Raw genomic sequence first — 16,125 nt, 5'->3', positions numbered from 1 at the left:
TTCAGGAGAGGCGCCGCGTTCGCGGACCTCGCCAGAACCCCCGCCCCGATCTTCGGCACCAGACCGGAGCCGGGGTGCCACCGCAAGAGGAGGGCCAGACATGGCGACCCGCAGGAAGACCGCCGCGAAGTTCGATCCCGAGGCCGAGATCACCGCGAAGATCATCGCCGCCATCGAGGCGGGCACCCCGCCGTGGCGTTGCCCATGGACCGGCCAAGGCGGCGGCGCCCCCTTCCCCCTTCGGCACGGCGGCGAAGGCTATCGCGGCATCAACGTGCTGATGCTGTGGCTCACCGCGAGCGAAAAGGGCTACGCCTCGCCCTACTGGATGACCTACCGGCAGGCTCAGGAGATGGGCGCGCAGGTCCGCAAGGGCGAGACCTCCACCATGATCGTCAAATACGGGACCGTCGAGAAAGAGGACGAGACCGGCGAGGAGGTGAAGCGCCCCTATCTCAAAGCCTACCGTGTCTTTTGCGCCGACCAGATCGACGGCCTGCCGGACAGCTACTATCGCCAGCGCGAGGCGGCGGCCGACCTCGGGACGAAGCCGATTGCCGGGATCGAGGCGTATTTCGCGAAGCTGGGCGCCACCATCGAGACCACCGACGAGCCGCAAGCCTACTACCACATGGGCCGCGACGTGATCCACATGCCGCCGATCGCCACCTTTCACGAGGCGCAGGGCTATTACGAAACCCTCGGGCACGAGGCCATCCATTATGTCGGCGGGAGCCCGCGACTGGACCGGATCAAGAAGTTCCCGACCAAGGAAGACCGGGCGCGCGAAGAGCTCGTCGCGGAGATCGGCCAGTGCATGCTGTTCGCGAGCATCGGCCTTCAGCCGACCATCGACCAGAGCGCGGCCTATGTCGAAAGCTGGCTCGCCGCGTTGAAGAACGACAAGAAGGCGATCTTCAAGGCCGCGCGGGAAGCGCAGAAGGCGGTGGACTACATCACCGAGCGGTGCGGCGAGACCATCGAGGCGATGTCCGAGGGGGTGGCCGCCTAGGCGCGGTGCGTCATCCGTCCCGAAGGCGGGGAACACGATCCGGCTGGCTTTTCAGCGCCGGCCGGATCGACGGAAATTCGCTCAAAACCCTGTTTTCATTGGGTAAGGATACGGGCCCGATGCTATGCTGTGAACACGCAAACGACATCAAAGGTGATCGCCGTGACCATCCCGGCCCGCATCAAATCGGCATGGAAATCCGCCCAGCTCCTGATCGCCTTCCATCGAGACCGGCACGGCACCCAGCGCAATGAGCCGCGCCTGTGGCGTCCGAACGATGCCTGCGCCGGGCTGCCCGACGACCCAAAGCAGAAGGAGGCATTCGTCGTCCTGCGCGGCGACGGCGATGCCGGCGACGTCCAGATCAGGATGCACCCGGACAAGATCATCCTTCGCCGGGACGACGAGGCGCTCGGGTGGACCGGAATCCAGGCGGACCATCATGGCGTCTCGGTTCTCGTCGGGACTGTCTGGATCACCGTGCAGGGCGACGGCTCGATCCGGCGGCAGGTGGACGGCAACGCCGACGATACGAGCTGGATGGAGGCCGATGGCTCGTTCATTCGCATCGCACCGGACGCTCAGATCGTCGTTACCGGCGACGGGGCGCGGCTGTCGCGCCGGACCGAGCGTCAGCTCGACGCCATCACCGAAGACGGTGTGGTGAGCCGCCGCCGGTGACGGGAGGACCAATACCGACGCGACCCCCTTGCTTATCCGCCATCGCCTGCGTCGCTTTCTCGGCCGGCCTCGCGCTCGCGCCCGCCTCCGCCCATGCGCAAAGTGCCGACGTCTCCCAGGCCGATTGCAACGCCGTGGTCGCGGCCATGACGGACATGACCATGGCCAACGCCGCGAACCTGGCGCTCGGCCGCGCGATCATGGCCCGACAGGTCGAACTTTTCGCCACGCTCGACGAGGCGGCGTCCCCGGCGACCCGGCAGGCCGTACGGAACATGGCGGAGACCATCGAGACGTTCCGGGCCATCGACCCCGAGACCGCCACGGCCGGGCTCGATGCCCTGCGGAGCACCTGCCCGGCCAACTTCCGATAGTTCGGTATTGGCGTTCGCCGTCAGCGTGCGGCGGACCGGACGCTGCGTGCCGCCTCACGATCCAGCCAAACGATCCTTCGGGTTCCGTCCGACCATTCATAGACCGACGCGATCTCCACGAACCGGCCGCCCACCATTCCCACGACCGCCGCCACCGGCATCCCGAACCATCTCATTTCCATCGCCCTTCCCAAGAGAGGCGCGACACCAGCCGTCCGCCCCAGACCGTCCGCCATGGCGAGACCACCCGATTTGATCGGCCGATGCTCCCATGCATCGGACCGGACAAAGGAGGGAGGGCGACGCCCGACTGACGGCTCCCCGGATGCGAGACAAGGGGGCGGAGCCGGCCCCGGCGCGGCCCGCAGGCGCAGCCGAGGACACGGGGGCCGGTGGAGCCGACCGCGGCACGCGGGCGCTTGCCCCTTTTCTCGGAGCCGGGGAGATGGCAGCGGACCCATGAAGCAGAAGGGTCGTCAGGCGATCGATCGCCTGTCTTTTCTCAGCGAACGGCGCCATGCGCCGTTCACCGTCGATATTCTCCTCGCAAGCGGCAATGCCATGACGTATCGTTTGCGATCAAGAGAGGTGTCCTGTCATGATCCGGCTTACCGCCATCGCCGTTGCGATCGTTGCCGCCGCCTCGGCGACGGCGGCGGAATGGGTCTATGACCTGGAGCGCGGTCTCGACTCCTACACGATCACGGGCGATGGGGGCACCGTCGTCCTGGTCTGCGACCCGGACCGCGCCTACAACCCGGACAAGAGCTACGCCAATTTCGTGGTGGAAATGCCCGTCGCCCAGAGTGTCACGCAGGTCGTGTTCCTCGCGGAGACCGGCGAGCAGGCCGCGTTCATGACCCGCGAAGGCATCGCCACCCAGCAGGATGCCGACGCGGAGGAATGGTCGGACCTGATCGCGATGGCGCAGGCCGGCGGACGGATCGCCGTCGTCACCGAAGACGACAGCTTCACCGTGACGGCCGATCCCATGCCGGAGCTGCGCTGCGACTAGGCATCGTTGCGGACGATCTCGGCCTCCGCCGCGAACGCCGCGTCGAAATAGGCGTTGAGGACGAGCGTGTCGGACAGCACCCCGAGAGGATCACGGATGGGGGCCGTGGCCTCGCGCAACTCGGCGTCGCTCAGCGCGATCGACGAGTGCTTCGCCCGCCTGCCATCGTCGGTCCGGCGGCTCGTCACGATCAGGGCACCGGAAAGCTCCCGCCATCCGGAGGCATCGCGGAGGGCGGCGAGGCGATGCCGCGCGCGGGTGGCGAGACCGTCGATCAGGTAATCGACTTCAATGTCGAGCTCCTTCGCCAGCTCGCGAAGCTGCGCCTCCTGCATCCGGGTCAACCAGAGGCGGATGCTGCGTGGCTTGCGGGGCCCGGCCGCCTTCCGACTCTGGGGTTGCCGTTTTTCGGGTTCAGGTTCGGTCGGCGCAGGCGTCATCGCCTCCCCTGCCCTTTCGTCCACCTCCGTTCGAGGCGGCGCCACGGCCGGGGATGATGTCTTGATCGTCGCTTCCGAAATTGTCTCGATCGGAAGCTCTTGCTCGGATGCGGGTGCCGCCTGGGTACGCCTGCCCTTCGGCGCGCTCGGCGTATCTGGCTCCACGTCGTTTCGATCCACTAGTGACGCGATCGGCAAGGGGCCTGTCCGGGAGACAGGTGCGAGCTTCGCCCGCTTTTTCTTCTCTTTCGTCGGATGCTCGGGGTCCTGTGGCGTCGGGCTCTTCCGGGCAGGCGGGACTCTAGGCATCGGCCATCTCCCCGGCTGCCTTGTTCGTGGCTCTCACGGCATCCATCACGTCGTCGGCAAGGTCGGCGCACATCTCGATGTCCTCCTTGAAGACATGCGCGTGCCGGGCGGTCCCCTGCCCGTTCAGGAACGTGTCGCGCGCGACCGTGAGCGGTCCCGTCGCCGAAATCCGGAAGAGCTGCTTGGTGTCCCTGATCGGCGTCGGAAGGCATGGCAGTTGGCGCAGGAAGTCGATCATCGCGCGGTCGGCATTGGCGACCTTGGCGGTCGCCCGTGCGATCTCCTCCGGCGTTCCGGCCGTCAGCAGGTTGTAGAACGGCGTCGAGAGCTGGGTTACGACGCACCGGAAGATCGGCGCGGGCTGTCCTTCTTCGAGGGTGGCCACCGTCGCTTCGGCCCATCGCAGCGTGCGCTCCGCCATCTGATAGTCCGTGTGCTCCGGGCGGACCGGAAGCAGGACGATGTCCGCGGCCAGGACCACGTCCTCGTTCTCTTCGAGGTTGCCGGGACGGTTGTCGAGAAGGACCACATCGACGCCCTTGCTCTCCAGTTCGTTCAACTGGGAGTAGACATCCTCGATGGCCACCGGCGCGACAGAGAGCGTCAGCGCGTCGGGCCAAGACACGCGCGGGGCCGTCTCGTCCCAGGCAAATCTGTCCGAGTTCTGTTCCCAGAGCGCGATCTGGCTGTCGTTGTCGAAATCCATGATGTGCACGCGCATCCCTCTCTCGAGAAGGCCCGTGGCCAGCGCCATCATCAGCGTCGTCTTGCCTGATCCACCCTTGGTGGACATCGCGGTCACTACGATCATTGCTCATCCTCATCGTTTCGCACCGAGCGGGTCTGGCCGATCGGCGCAGCGTATTGTTGGCCGGGTGTTCTCATGGCCGCGTAGTCGAATGGCCGCCCGGCATCTTGACGTGATGGCAGTATATCCAATTGGCCGTGCGGCGGTCTAGGCGGTTTGGCCGCCCGGGCTCTCGGTCGTATGGCCGCGTGGCCCATTTGCCGCTTGTCATGTCGGCCCTTCGGCATCTTGGTTAAATATTCGTTTGGCGTGATGTTCGACATGGCCACAAATGCACTTGGCGCGTTGGCGTAGTGGCCGCCTATGCTAGCTGGCCCCCCAGTTGCGATATGCAACATGGCCGATTGGCCGTGTGGCCCAACGTCCGTGTAGCATGGTCGATAGGTTGTCATCATGGACGTCTGGCCGTTTAGGCGATTTGGCTTTGCAACGACGGCGCTGGAGAGCCCAGAAAGTTTCTGGGCGTCAAAGGGGTGAGGAAGATGTATGGCGCCCTCCACCGGCCTCCGTAGGAGCCGGAAGGGGCATTCTCTCCGACGGACCCATGGTCCGTCTGCGCGCCTCGCCATCTGGCGAGTCTTGCCGCCCGGCATCCGAGTGCCCCGCGAGCGGGTCACGCCGGGCGCTGGTGGAGTCCTTTCAGTCTGTTCGCTGTCGCGCGTGACCCTTCTCCGAAGGAGCGACAACGGACTGAAAGGACGTTGACAGGAATAGTATTGTGTATGACAGTTATTGAACGCCTGTCGCTTCCGGTCATACCATGCCGAAACGCCTCACGTTCAAGACGAAGCAAGACATCCTGCGTCTGGTCGCCGAGGGGCGGAAGGACGCGGATGTCGCCGACATCGTCGGATGTTCAAGGCCGACGGTTTCGCGGTTGCGTCGGCGCGGGATCGCGACGGATCGCACCACCCGCGGCCGCGTCCTTCAGGTCCGGGTCTCGCAACGAGAGGCCGACGCCTTCGATGCCGTGCTCGACGTCGAGGACATGTCCGCATCGGAGATGCTTCGCCGGTTGATGCGGCTTTCGGCCGGTCTCGCCGATTTCCGCCGTGAGGAAATCGACGCGTTGCGTCAGAGTTCGAACCAGATGAACGCGCTGGCGCGGAACCTCGTGCAGATGCTCCAGCTCGCGCGAGCGGGTCGGCTGCGCTGGAACCGTCGCGACGGCGAGCTCGTCGTCAGGCTTCTCGATCGGGTCGAGGACGTGGCGAGAGACCTCCAGGCCGTGAAGGCGGCCGGCGCACGGGGCGCGATCAGGCCCGCCGAAGAGGCAGGGGAGGGGGCCCATGCCTGACTGGAGAACAGTTCAGCAGGCCGTCATTGGCGAGGTGCTGCCCGATATCGGCCGGCGCAATCGCTCGATGGGCGCGTTCCCGAAGCCCCGATATAAAAAGTCCGATGTCGGTCGGGGCAGGGCGGACAAGGCCGTCGGGCTGACCAAGAACGTCGCGCGGGTGCCGCAGAGCGTCGTGAAGCGCGTATCCGCCGGCGGTTGCCATAGCCGCAAGGAGCTCACTCGGCAGATGTCCTATGTCCTCCGGGACGAGGCGCTGACGGCCTCATGGTCGAACCAGATCGGTGTCGAGCGGAGCTTCGAGGAAGAGGGTATCGCGCGCGTTGTGGCAGACTGGGGTGGATCCTGGGTCGGTGCGCCGAAGCGCGGGCATACCGACCACATCATCCTGTCGTTCCCGAAGGGCACCGATGCCGGGCTGGCCGAGGAGATCGCGCGGGAATGGGGGCAGGAGGTGTTCGGGAGCGGCTTCTACGCCGACAGGTTCCGCTACGTCGCCGCGCTGCACCACAACACCGAGCACGTCCACGCGCATTTCGTCGTGGACAAGGTGGGCATGGATCATGAAGCGTTCCTGTCGATCAGCCGTTATTCGGAGATCAACTACGACATGATGCGCGAGCTGCACGCGCAAATCGCGTCCGAGCACGGTCTGGCGCTCAATGCGACGCCCCGCCTGTCGCGCGGGCTCATAGAGAACGCGCCTCGTGAGACGGATGTGCAGGCTGCGCTGCAAGAGGGACGGGAGCCCTATGTCGAGCCGCTGTCCTTCGTCCAGCGCATCCAGCGCGAGGCATCCCTTCGGTCCTACGCGGCCGACTACCGATCGCTGGCCGGGATCGCGTCGATGCTGGACGACACTGAAGGCGACGGGTTCGCGGCCCGCCTGTTCCAGGGCGCCAGCGCGGCCGCCGCGCATCTTCTGAAAGGAGAACCGATCGTGTCCGATTTTGCCGATGTGAACGACATTCCCGCCGACACGATCGACCCGGCGGGCAGGATCGCGGCCGCGCGCGAGGCGCTGATTTCCGAGGCGCAGATGGCCTGGACGAAGATTCGGAACATGGAGCCGGGTCCGGAGCGTGTAGAGCTTGAAGGACAGTTCGCGGACCAGGCGCGGTCCACCACGCATCTCATCGGACAGGACCCGTTCTTCCAGTCCTACGCCCAAGGCCTCGACAGGGAGAGAGATCCCTACGCCGTCGCACCCGTGGCGCTCCTTCAGGAGCGCGCGCGAGGTGACGGACGCTTTGCGGCCGAGGCCGATGCGGCGCTCGATGCCATAAGTGACCGGCTCGCCGACGCCTTCGAGCGGTTCGAAAGCAGGTTCGAGTGGGGCGACACCAATGCCGAGGAGATGGCGGCGCGCTTCGCCGCCGCCGATCGGAGCGCGGCGCAGATCAATGAGTGGCGGCCGGACGATCCGGATCGTCGGGCCGAATGGATCGAGATGGAACGCGAAATGCGGGCCGAGGCCGAGAAGATCGTCGCGTCGGTTCCCGTCGGCCGCGACCTCCTCGAGGATCTGGCACGGCAGGAGCTGATGGAGGCCGAGCGGACCGACCGTCTGTCCGATATCGCCGCGCTCGACCGCCTGGCGAAGGAGGTTCGCGCCGACATGAGCGACGGTGATCTGGACCGGGTGGGGCGAGGGGAAATGGACCCGCTCATCGAGAAGATCAACGATCCGGGTCTACGCGCCGCCGTCGGATCGGAGCTGCGGAACATGGGACGCGTCGAAGATGGCCAGGACCTCGACGTGCGCGACAGCGAACCGGTCGGACGGTATCGTGATCTCGCGAGTGTCCATGAACGCGCGGCCCATCGGGCCGAGCGGGGCAGGGGGCGTGACGAGGACATGGACCACGTGATCGACTTCTAGGGCGAAGGAGCCGCGACATGCTGCAATCCATGGACAGCGCCTGGCGGTTCCCGATCGCCGCCACGGTCGGACTGGCCGCCGGCACTTATATCGGAGCGGTCCTCGCCACGCTCTACGCGATTTTCGTCTTCGGGGACGGCGTGAACACGTGGAATGTGCTGGAGCCCTGGTTCCTGCGATATTCGCCGGCGCGGATCGCTGCCAATCCGGATGTTCGATACACGATTTGGCTCATCACGGCCTTTCCGGCCGTCGTGCTGGCAGGCGTCGGCATCAACTCGGTCCAGCGCGGGCGCCTCTCGTCCTACGACGATTCCCACTTTCAGACCCGGACCGAACTCAAGCGGAACAAGATGACCGCGCCGGTGGAGCGTCCCGGGTTCGTTTACGCGAAGATGACGAAGCCGCAGCGGCCGGGGCCGTTCGTGTCGGCGGAGCCGAACCGGTTCCCGCACGCGATCATGATCGGTCCGACCGGCCGCGGGAAAGGCGTCGGGTTCGTCTCGCCGAACCTCCTGAAGTTCGGTGGCAGCGCGATCGTCCTCGACCAGAAAGGCGAGAATTTCGAGAACACCGCGATCCATCGGGAGCGCGGGCTGGGCAACAGGATCTGGTACTTCTCGCCCTTCGACTACGTGATGCCCGAAGGGGCCGACGACACGACCCCGGTCTATACACGCACGCACCGGTTCAATCCGCTCGCCCGCATCGCCGCGCTGCCGAGCTGGGAGCAGCAATACACCGCGATCAACGCGATGGCCGACCTGTTCCTCATCGTCGAGAGTGTGAACGCGCAGAGCTTCTTCCAGGCCGGCCGCAGCCTCTTTGTCGGCGCCTGCCTCTACGCGATCGAAAAGGGCCGACCCACGATCGGCGAGGCGTTGCGGCTGATGACCGGGGGCGGGTCGAAGAAGGACAGCTACGTCGCCATCGCCGAGTCCACGTCCAACCCGACCGTTGCGGAAATTTTCCTGACGATGGCGGACGAGACCGACAAGATCCTCGACAGCTATGTCAGCGTGATCCGCGGGGCAGGGCTGGAGCTCTGGCTTGACCCCGCCGTCGATCGGGCCACGAGCGAGAGCGATTTCGACTTCTCAACGTTCCGATCCGAGCCGCAGTCGCTCTACATCGTCGTGCAGCCCGAGCACCTGAAGACGCTGGCGCCGCTCATCCGCCTTCTCTTCGCCGACGCGATCGCCAGCTTGCAACGCAAGCTGCCAGGACCGGACGAACCGCATCCGGTCATGTTCCTGATGGACGAGTTCGACCAGCTTGGCCGCCAGCCAATGGTCCTCAACAGCATCAAGACGATCCGGCAATATGGCGGCCGGTTCTTCATCATCACACAGTCGATCCCCGGTCTCGAGAGCATCTACGGGGAGACCGACCGCCGAGCGCTTCTCGCGGGGGCCGGGGTGCAGATCTACATGACGCCGCAAGACGACCGGACCGCTCAGGTTCTGTCCGATGCGCTCGGCAAGCGGACGACAGTCAGCACCACCCGATCGCAATCGGTGATCCGGAAGTTCGACGAGAGCGGCAACGTCAGCCGCCGGTCGGAGGAACGCCCGCTGATCTCGCCAGCCGAAATCCTGCGCTTCCCGCTCGATCGCGTTCTGGTGCTGCCCGAGGGACAATACCCGATCCTGGCCCACCACATCCGGTATTTCGAGGATCATCACTTCGAGTGCATCTACGCGGCCCGGGCAGGCCACGATCTACCCTATCCGCCGCTCACCGAACCCACCAAGCGGGCAAAGAAGATCGTCGCCGTAGCGCCTGCCGAGACGAAACCGCTCACGCAGGAGCAGATGGTCTCCGGTCTCGCCGAACAGCAGAGCGGCTATGCCGGCCTTGCGGGTCAGGCGGAGCAGAAGCAGCGACCCACGCCTTCCGCGTCGGCCGGCCGCGCGGCTCCGGCGAAACGCGATGGCGCCCATACTGCGAAAAAAATTGCTGCCGAGTTCGGAGATTTTGCACACGATGCCGAGGAAAGCGGAACTCCGAATACCAGCGGTGCATCAAGGTCCACGCCAACTGTCGGGCAGGGCAGGCGCGCACCTTTGAAGCGTGCCGATGCACCTAGCGCCGCGACGATAGCCGCGACGTTCGAGGCCGAAGGCCAGAGGGGAAGCAGCCGAGACACCCTCAACGATAGTCGCTCTGCCGACGGCGCCACAGGTGGCGAACCCGCTCGACCCGCCGGAACGCGTTCTCGTCCCAAAAGGATTGCGGGTTCTTCCTAAGCCGGATCAGACGCTACAGGGCTCGACGCCATGCGCGCAAGGCAGGCTCGATCTGGCGCGAGCGGCCCGGCGGGCGATTGACCTAGTGCCGATGCTGATCCCGGAGAACTGGCTGGAGGTACCTACAAGGTGCCCCCGCGACCGATATCTGACGCAACCAGGCATTATCCGACTTAAACAGTCTGAATTGACCCGGCGCACGCACCCCGGTAACCGTTTTACTCAGGTTTGTTCCGCACTCCAATTATCAAGGATCCGATCCCATGGCAGAACGCAATCCTAACGGGCCACGCCTCGTCACCGCACGCCGGGTCTCGGCTCTCACCGGACTTGCCGCTCTTGCAGCTGCCGGAGTTATCTCTTCCTCCGAAGCCCAAGCCGAGGGCGAAAGTGCCGCTGACGAGAGCCTCATCCTTGCCCAATCAGAAGGCGAAGGCGAGGCTAGCGCCAGTGCTGAAGGGGACGGCGCGGCGAGCGTCGGCGGAGAGGGTGAAGCCGAAGGCGGCGCGAGCGCCGATCCAGACACCGCATTCCTGAGCGGGCTGGCCTTCATGGAAGGGCATATTCGCGCCGGCCTCGCCCTCTACGAGCAAGGCGATCTCCAGGCGGCGAAGACCCATATGGGCCATCCCATCGAGGAGAAATACGACGCCGTCGCCGAACGTCTCGCCGAGACAGGCTTCGATACCCTCAAGGAGCAGATTTCCGCACTGGCCGCCGCAACCGAGGCAGAGGCCGAGTACGCGGAAATCGAGCAGCAGTATGCCGCCATGCGCGAAACGCTCGAGGCCGTCCGCGAAGGCTTCTCGCCTGCGCAGCAAGTCGCGGGCCTGATCGATCTCACACGCGTCGCCGGCGAGGAATACACGGTGGCGGTGGAGGGCGGCCAGCTCTCGAACCTTCACGAGTATCAGGACAGCTGGGGCTTCCTGCGCGTTGTCGAGACCGAAGCGCGCGAGATGGCCAATAGCGAAGACGCCCTGGTCGCCGAGGTCGGCCGATCGCTCCTCGAGCAGGTCGAAGCCACCGGCGCAGCCTTTGGTGATCTGCAGGGCGAAGGCGCGTTCGAGATGGATCCCTCCATCATCTACGGCGCCGCGGCACGCATGGACCTGGCCAGCTCCCAACTCGCCCGCGCCGAAGGTGAATCCGCCGCCAGCGGCGAAAGCGAGGAAGAGGGCGAAGCCAGTGCCGAGGGCGAAGGTGAAGGCGAAGGCGAGAGCCACTGATCCATGGTTGTCGTGATTTCGAACGTGCTTGACGCACATGCCCTGGCGGCCTTGCGAGAGGCCGCCGACGCGCTCGAGTACGAAGACGGGCGCGCGACCGCCGGACGCTACGCGCGCGATGTCAAGGCCAACCTCCAAGCCAGGAAGTCACCGGCGCTCGACGCCATCTTCGGAACGATCCGCAAAACGCTCAATGCGAATGAGGTCGTGACGTCCATCGCTCGGCCCAAGAGATACGCGCGCATGCTGCTGTCGCGCTACCGAGGCGGGATGGCCTACGGCACCCATGTCGACGACCCGGTGATGAACGGCAACCGGACCGACCTCTCCTTCACGCTCTCGCTCACCGATCCCGACACCTATACCGGCGGCGAACTGGTCATGGAGGACATGCTAGAGGATCGCGCCATCAGGCTTCAGGCCGGCGACATGGTCCTCTACCCGACCTCGGCGCTGCACCGGGTCGAGCCGGTGACCGAGGGCGAGCGGGTCGCCATCGTCGGGTGGATCACCAGCTGGGTGCGCGACCCCGCGCGACGCGAGATCCTGCACGACCTCGACGTTGCTGCTCGGGCCACGCATGAGCAGTATGGCAAGACGCCGGCCTTCGACCGGCTCTTCAAGGCAAAGGCCAATCTCTCACGTATGTGGTACGACGACTGACGCAGAGTTGCCGCTCGATCTTCGAGAAGGGTAATCAGGTCCGAGCGACATCGACGGCCCCATTCATTCAGGCAAAAGACTCGAATGTCGATCCCACATTGAACCATCCCAGTCGTCCTCTTGGCAACTGCGGCGGCGCCGAGCATTGTCGAGCCTCATCGGAGCGGTCGCACACCGAGCCGGCGCCGAACAGCGGCAAAAAGCCCACTTCGACGAGTTCTGCGCCCGGCACGAATGGCGGCTTTGCCGTTCCATCCGCGCTATGGATTCATGAATGGCCGGTCATCGCGCCAGCCAAACGAGCGGGATCAGAACGGCAAGCAGCACGGGTTGATGGATGAGGTAGATCGAGAGGCTGTGCCGGCCAAGCCAAACTAGAGATCGGGCAAGACTTCCGTCGAGCGGCCGTGCGCGCTGCACCCAGCCCCGTGCGAGAGCCAGCCGCGTTCCAGCCATGCCGAGCAGCGTCAGTCCGACCCATGGGAAAACGGGAACGAAGTCGTTGCTTGATGGGGGTGAGGAGGCAAAGCCGGTCCATGCCAGCCATCGAGGATCGAAGGCTGGCGACGCCCATGAGAAACCGACAGCCGAGGCTGCGATGCCGAGCGCTGCGATCATGGATGGACGCAGACGCAGCACGAGGGCGCCAACGACGCTCGCCACCGCGATGGCGTGCAGGATGCCAAAATAGACGAAGGTCTGCGGGAAGGCGACGCGGGTCACGAGTGTGATGGCGAGCGCCGCTGCTATCAGAATGGCGAGGCGCCGCATGAACGCCTTCTGCCGGAAACCGCCCGCCGCGGCGAGAACGAGGCTCACCCCCACCAGCACCATGAAGGTCCCCGCCAGCACGCGGCCGAACAGCAGCCAGAGCGGGTGGGATGCGATTTCGAGTGGAATGACGCGGAGAAAGGACAGGTCCCAAACAAGATGGAAGAGCACCACGCCTGCAATCGCGAGGCCGCGCACGACGTCGACGATGTCGAGACGTGGAATCGCAATTGTTCGGGGAATCGGCTTCCGTGCCGACGCCGAACGGTCGGCGGCGTATCTATGGGGTCGATTATCCATGTTGGAAGTAAGTCGCCGCGCTGGAAGACTTGACCCTCATTGTTCGCCCCCATCACCACGGCCCATCGTGACCACCACGATCCTCGGCCGGCTGCTCCACCACCCCTAAGCCATCACGGTCCGTGGCGACGGTTGATGGCTCTGTGAGAAACGCCGCGGCCTCCGAAAAACCCGGTTTCTCATGTCGTCCCCTGGGCCGATTCTGAGCGTCGCTGGCAAGCGCCGGCTCACGAACCGCGCGCCCACGAGCTGGCGGCGTCGATCTCTGCCGGATCGAACCAGCGCATCTCGGCGCGGGTCAGGAGGCCGGCGAAATTGGTGCCCCACTCCATCCATGTGCTCTCGCCGATGACGGCGATGCGGCGGAAATCCCGCGCGTGCGCGATGTCGATCTTCAGATCCTCGAGCATCGCGGCGGGCCCGTCGTAGCCTTCGAACCGCGTCAGGTCGAGGACGAGGCCGGGCCTGTCTGCACCTCCGAGCCGTTCGTGCAGAAGCGCGTGCATCCGCTCCAGTTCGGTTTTCGTCAGCTTGCCCTCACAGGCGATCCCGACGACATCGTCATGCGGTGTCTGCGTTTCGGTGAACATGGGTCTCCTCCTTCTTTGTCGAACCTCCGTGACCGTAGAGGTCAGCGTCTTCGTGGGCACGGTCGGTATGCTCGAACTCCAGGCTCGAATGAGTGATCCCGAACCGATCCTTCAGCTGCGTCTTGATCTCCGACTTAATGCTTTCGATCCGCGCCCAGCCGTCCTTCGTGAGAACGACATGGCAGTCGAGCGCAGCTTCATGCTCCTGCATTTGCCAGAGATGGACGTGATGGACGTCCTCGACCCCCTCGACGTCACGCATCGCGTCGAGGACGGTGTCGCAATCCATCTCGGGAGGGCTGCCCAGCATCAGCGTCCGGATGGGGCCGCCGATCTCGGTGAACGCCAAGTACAGGATATAGAGCGCAATTCCGATCGTGATGGCCGGGTCGACCCATCGCATGTCGTAGAGGATGATGAGCGATCCGCCGATGATGACGGCCAAGGAGGCGAGCGCATCGGAGAGGTTGTGCAGGAACAGGGCGCGGATGTTCGCGCTGCCCTTCTGTATCGAATAGGTGAGCAATGCCGTCAGCGTATCCACGACCAGCGCCACGCCGCCGAGGATCACAACCGTCCACCCTGCCACCTCGGGCGGGTCGATCATCCGCATGCCTCCCTCGTAGATCAGGTAGAACCCGATCAGGATCAGCGTGGTGTAGTTGATGAGCGCGGCTACGATCTCGACGCGGCCGTAGCCGAAAGTCATGCGCTCGTCCGCCGGCCGCCGGGCGATCTTGCGCGCCGCGAAGGCGATCACCAGCGAGGCCATGTCGGAGAAGTTGTGCAGCGCATCGGCGATCAGCGCGAGGCTACCAGACAGGATGCCGCCGACGATCTGTGCGACGGTCAGGAGCCCGTTGGCCCAGATCGCGATGGAGACGCGGCGGTCGCCGGATTCAGGGTCGATATGGGCATGGCCATGATCGTGCGGCACGGAAAAGCTCCTCGAATCGTTCGAGGAGGGATGTAATGGCTACAGCGGCTGTAGCTTCAAGACCCGTTTCGCCACGTGCCGCGCGGTGCAACCAGAATGATCGCCGCACCGACAAGGCAGATCGCGGTACCGATCAGATCCCACCTGTCCGGACGCTCTCCCTCGGCCAGCCACATCCAGAGAACCGATGCCGCGATATAGACGCCGCCATAGGCTGCGAAGGCGCGCCCCGCCGCGACGGTGTCGACCTGAGCGAGCAGCCATCCGAAGAGCGCGAGTGCAAGAAGGCCCGGGGCCAGCCAGAGCGGCGAGGCGCCGAGGCGCCACCATGCCCAGATGGCGAAGCAACCGGCGATCTCGGCCAGCGCGGCAAGCGGATAGGCAAGTGCGGCGGGCATGTCAGGCGCGGCTCTAATTGCGGTTTTGCCCGCTATCCCACCGGATCGTCATGGACGGCCTTGTGGTGCTCTCCGTGGGCATCCCGCAGGATTTCGACGCCACCCCAGGCCGCGACCGCCGCCACCGCCACGCCGACGACCAGGTCGGGCCAGTTGCTGCCCAGCCAGGCCACCAGCCCGCCCGCGACGAGAATACCGAGATTGGCCACGAAATCGTTCAGGCTGAACGTGTTGGCGGCGCGCACGTTCACGTCCGGTTCCCGGATGCGGCGCAGCAGGATCACGCAGGCCAGGTTCACCACTGCCGCGATGATCGCCATGACGATCATGATGGGACCGAGGGGATCCGATCCTTCCAGGAAGCGTCGTCCCGCATCGAAAAGGATCCCGATGGCGAAGAGAATAAGGAGGCTGCCTGAAACGGTCGCGGCGATGCGCTTCCATCGGTCGGACCGCGACATGGCAAAAAGGCTGAGCGCGTAGACGAAGGCGTCGGAGGTGTTGTCGAGCCCGTTGGCGATCAGGGCTGAAGAATCGCCGAACGCACCGCTGCCGAAAAAGCCGACAGCGATGGCGACGTTCAGCCCGAGGACGATCCACAGGATGCGGCGTTGCCGGGCGTCTCGCGGATTGATCTTCTCGCTCATACCGTGCGCCTCTTGCCTGACACCCGGACAGAGGAGGACGAGGCGCAGGTCCGGTTGCAGAACCTCACACCCCGATCTCCTCATGATCCGTCAGGCACTCGGAATGGTCGCGCAAGACCTCGAGCACCCGGCAATCCGCCGTTCTGCCGCCGCTGCATTCGCGCACCATCCGTCGAAGCTCGGTCTGCAGCGCTTCGAGCCGCGCCATCCGCCGCTCCACCTGCTTCAGCTGTCGCCGTGCGATCGTGTCGGCCTCCTGGCAGGGCCGGTCGGGGTGATCGCCGAGATCCAGTAGTTCGCGGATCGCGTCGAGCGAGAAGCCCAGCTGACGTGAATGCCGAATAAAGGACAACCGGTCGAGTTCGGCTTCGCCGTAGCGGCGCTGCCCGCCTTCGGTCCGGCCGGGCTCGGGCATCAGGCCGATCTGCTCGTAGTAACGGATCGTCTGCACCTTGGTGCCGGTCTTCTTCGCCAGATTGCCAATCGTCAACATCCGGGAGCTCCACCAAACGTATAGTCTTAG

At 65.1% G+C, this 16,125-nt stretch carries 18 protein-coding genes; 9 read left to right on the top strand and 9 right to left on the bottom strand.

Features of this window, described 5'->3' with window-relative positions:
- Positions 1 to 100 precede the first annotated feature (100 nt).
- The 3 genes from LX81_RS17735 to LX81_RS17725 all read left to right on the top strand — a co-directional run bounded on the left by LX81_RS17735 (position 101) and on the right by LX81_RS17725 (position 2,067).
- On the top strand, positions 101 to 1,012 hold the full coding sequence (locus LX81_RS17735) for an ArdC family protein (RefSeq protein ID WP_111538642.1): 912 nt from the start codon (positions 101 to 103) through the stop codon (positions 1,010 to 1,012).
- Positions 1,013 to 1,165: 153 nt separating this feature from the next.
- On the top strand, positions 1,166 to 1,693 hold the full coding sequence (locus LX81_RS17730) for a hypothetical protein (protein ID WP_234822681.1): 528 nt from the start codon (positions 1,166 to 1,168) through the stop codon (positions 1,691 to 1,693).
- Positions 1,690 to 2,067: a hypothetical protein gene (locus tag LX81_RS17725; RefSeq protein WP_111538641.1), complete on the top strand. Its 378-nt coding sequence runs from the start codon at positions 1,690 to 1,692 to the stop codon at positions 2,065 to 2,067. Before LX81_RS17730 ends, LX81_RS17725 begins: the two co-directional genes overlap by 4 nt.
- Positions 2,068 to 2,087: 20 nt before the next feature.
- Here LX81_RS17725 and LX81_RS22330 read toward each other — a convergent pair whose 3' ends face one another.
- Positions 2,088 to 2,243 carry a hypothetical protein gene (locus LX81_RS22330; protein WP_170134016.1) on the bottom strand — a complete coding sequence of 52 codons (156 nt, stop codon included), beginning with the start codon at positions 2,241 to 2,243 and terminating at the stop codon, positions 2,088 to 2,090.
- 422 nt (positions 2,244 to 2,665) lie between these two features.
- Between LX81_RS22330 and LX81_RS17720 the strand changes: the two genes are divergently transcribed.
- Complete coding sequence (locus LX81_RS17720) at positions 2,666 to 3,082, top strand: hypothetical protein (RefSeq protein WP_111538640.1); 417 nt, start codon at positions 2,666 to 2,668, stop codon at positions 3,080 to 3,082.
- Here LX81_RS17720 and LX81_RS17715 read toward each other — a convergent pair.
- Positions 3,079 to 3,522, bottom strand: coding sequence for a hypothetical protein (locus LX81_RS17715; RefSeq protein WP_111538639.1), 444 nt, complete (start codon positions 3,520 to 3,522; stop codon positions 3,079 to 3,081). The genes LX81_RS17720 and LX81_RS17715 overlap by 4 nt on opposite strands.
- A gap of 301 nt (positions 3,523 to 3,823) precedes the next feature.
- Complete coding sequence (locus tag LX81_RS17710) at positions 3,824 to 4,642, bottom strand: nucleotide-binding protein (RefSeq protein ID WP_111538638.1); 819 nt, start codon at positions 4,640 to 4,642, stop codon at positions 3,824 to 3,826.
- A 757-nt stretch (positions 4,643 to 5,399) separates the two neighbouring features.
- On the opposite strand from LX81_RS17710, the gene LX81_RS17705 reads away from it, so the two are divergent.
- The 5 genes from LX81_RS17705 (at position 5,400) to LX81_RS17680 (ending at position 11,959) form a co-directional block, all read left to right on the top strand.
- The gene (locus tag LX81_RS17705) at positions 5,400 to 5,936 is read left to right on the top strand and encodes a helix-turn-helix domain-containing protein (protein ID WP_111538637.1); all 537 of its coding nucleotides are present in this window, start codon (positions 5,400 to 5,402) and stop codon (positions 5,934 to 5,936) included.
- A complete protein-coding gene (locus LX81_RS17700) occupies positions 5,929 to 7,818 on the top strand; it encodes a relaxase/mobilization nuclease domain-containing protein (RefSeq protein WP_111538636.1) in 1,890 nt (629 codons plus the stop codon). Before LX81_RS17705 ends, LX81_RS17700 begins: the two co-directional genes overlap by 8 nt.
- 17 nt (positions 7,819 to 7,835) lie before the next feature.
- Positions 7,836 to 10,067 (top strand): type IV secretory system conjugative DNA transfer family protein, encoded by a 2,232-nt coding sequence (locus LX81_RS17695; protein ID WP_111538635.1) that lies wholly within the window; start codon positions 7,836 to 7,838, stop codon positions 10,065 to 10,067.
- A 263-nt stretch (positions 10,068 to 10,330) separates the two neighbouring features.
- Positions 10,331 to 11,296 carry a 4-helix bundle domain-containing protein gene (locus LX81_RS21955; RefSeq protein WP_146259470.1) on the top strand — a complete coding sequence of 322 codons (966 nt, stop codon included), beginning with the start codon at positions 10,331 to 10,333 and terminating at the stop codon, positions 11,294 to 11,296.
- Between the two features lie 3 nt (positions 11,297 to 11,299).
- Positions 11,300 to 11,959, top strand: coding sequence for a Fe2+-dependent dioxygenase (locus LX81_RS17680; protein WP_111538632.1), 660 nt, complete (start codon positions 11,300 to 11,302; stop codon positions 11,957 to 11,959).
- A gap of 282 nt (positions 11,960 to 12,241) precedes the next feature.
- On the opposite strand, the gene LX81_RS17675 is transcribed toward LX81_RS17680, so the two are convergent.
- From LX81_RS17675 to LX81_RS17650, 6 genes are all read right to left on the bottom strand, one after another.
- The gene (locus tag LX81_RS17675) at positions 12,242 to 13,030 is read right to left on the bottom strand and encodes a heparan-alpha-glucosaminide N-acetyltransferase (protein WP_111538631.1); all 789 of its coding nucleotides are present in this window, start codon (positions 13,028 to 13,030) and stop codon (positions 12,242 to 12,244) included.
- Between the two features lie 227 nt (positions 13,031 to 13,257).
- Positions 13,258 to 13,620, bottom strand: a complete 363-nt coding sequence (locus tag LX81_RS17670) for a SpoIIAA family protein (protein ID WP_111538630.1) — start codon at positions 13,618 to 13,620, stop codon at positions 13,258 to 13,260.
- Entirely contained in the window at positions 13,592 to 14,557 is a 966-nt protein-coding gene (locus tag LX81_RS17665; RefSeq protein WP_111538629.1) for a cation diffusion facilitator family transporter, read from the bottom strand. The genes LX81_RS17670 and LX81_RS17665 overlap by 29 nt, the downstream gene beginning before the upstream one ends.
- A 56-nt stretch (positions 14,558 to 14,613) precedes the next feature.
- On the bottom strand, positions 14,614 to 14,955 hold the full coding sequence (locus LX81_RS17660) for a YnfA family protein (RefSeq protein WP_111538628.1): 342 nt from the start codon (positions 14,953 to 14,955) through the stop codon (positions 14,614 to 14,616).
- Positions 14,956 to 14,987: 32 nt separating this feature from the next.
- Positions 14,988 to 15,602: a cation efflux transmembrane domain-containing protein gene (locus LX81_RS17655; RefSeq protein ID WP_111538627.1), complete on the bottom strand. Its 615-nt coding sequence runs from the start codon at positions 15,600 to 15,602 to the stop codon at positions 14,988 to 14,990.
- Positions 15,603 to 15,666: 64 nt separating this feature from the next.
- The gene (locus tag LX81_RS17650; protein WP_111538626.1) at positions 15,667 to 16,095 is read right to left on the bottom strand and encodes a MerR family transcriptional regulator; all 429 of its coding nucleotides are present in this window, start codon (positions 16,093 to 16,095) and stop codon (positions 15,667 to 15,669) included.
- Between the last annotated feature and the right edge of the window lie 30 nt (positions 16,096 to 16,125).

This window comes from Palleronia aestuarii (genome assembly GCF_003253995.1).
Lineage (GTDB): Bacteria > Pseudomonadota > Alphaproteobacteria > Rhodobacterales > Rhodobacteraceae > Palleronia > Palleronia aestuarii.
This window is presented reverse-complemented; position numbering and strand designations above follow the sequence as displayed.

Bases quoted from the DNA above. Each gene is read 5' to 3' on its own strand.
- LX81_RS17735 (WP_111538642.1), top strand. From the start codon at position 101: ATGGCGACCCGCAGGAAGACCGCCGCGAAGTTCGATCCCGAGGCCGAG.
- LX81_RS22330 (WP_170134016.1), bottom strand. From the start codon at position 2,243: ATGAGATGGTTCGGGATGCCGGTGGCGGCGGTCGTGGGAATGGTGGGC.
- LX81_RS17720 (WP_111538640.1), top strand. From the start codon at position 2,666: ATGATCCGGCTTACCGCCATCGCCGTTGCGATCGTTGCCGCCGCCTCG.
- LX81_RS17715 (WP_111538639.1), bottom strand. From the start codon at position 3,522: ATGACGCCTGCGCCGACCGAACCTGAACCCGAAAAACGGCAACCCCAG.
- LX81_RS17710 (WP_111538638.1), bottom strand. From the start codon at position 4,642: ATGATCGTAGTGACCGCGATGTCCACCAAGGGTGGATCAGGCAAGACG.
- LX81_RS17705 (WP_111538637.1), top strand. From the start codon at position 5,400: ATGCCGAAACGCCTCACGTTCAAGACGAAGCAAGACATCCTGCGTCTG.
- LX81_RS17700 (WP_111538636.1), top strand. From the start codon at position 5,929: ATGCCTGACTGGAGAACAGTTCAGCAGGCCGTCATTGGCGAGGTGCTG.
- LX81_RS17695 (WP_111538635.1), top strand. From the start codon at position 7,836: ATGCTGCAATCCATGGACAGCGCCTGGCGGTTCCCGATCGCCGCCACG.
- LX81_RS21955 (WP_146259470.1), top strand. From the start codon at position 10,331: ATGGCAGAACGCAATCCTAACGGGCCACGCCTCGTCACCGCACGCCGG.
- LX81_RS17680 (WP_111538632.1), top strand. From the start codon at position 11,300: ATGGTTGTCGTGATTTCGAACGTGCTTGACGCACATGCCCTGGCGGCC.
- LX81_RS17675 (WP_111538631.1), bottom strand. From the start codon at position 13,030: ATGGATAATCGACCCCATAGATACGCCGCCGACCGTTCGGCGTCGGCA.
- LX81_RS17670 (WP_111538630.1), bottom strand. From the start codon at position 13,620: ATGTTCACCGAAACGCAGACACCGCATGACGATGTCGTCGGGATCGCC.
- LX81_RS17660 (WP_111538628.1), bottom strand. From the start codon at position 14,955: ATGCCCGCCGCACTTGCCTATCCGCTTGCCGCGCTGGCCGAGATCGCC.
- LX81_RS17655 (WP_111538627.1), bottom strand. From the start codon at position 15,602: ATGAGCGAGAAGATCAATCCGCGAGACGCCCGGCAACGCCGCATCCTG.
- LX81_RS17650 (WP_111538626.1), bottom strand. From the start codon at position 16,095: ATGTTGACGATTGGCAATCTGGCGAAGAAGACCGGCACCAAGGTGCAG.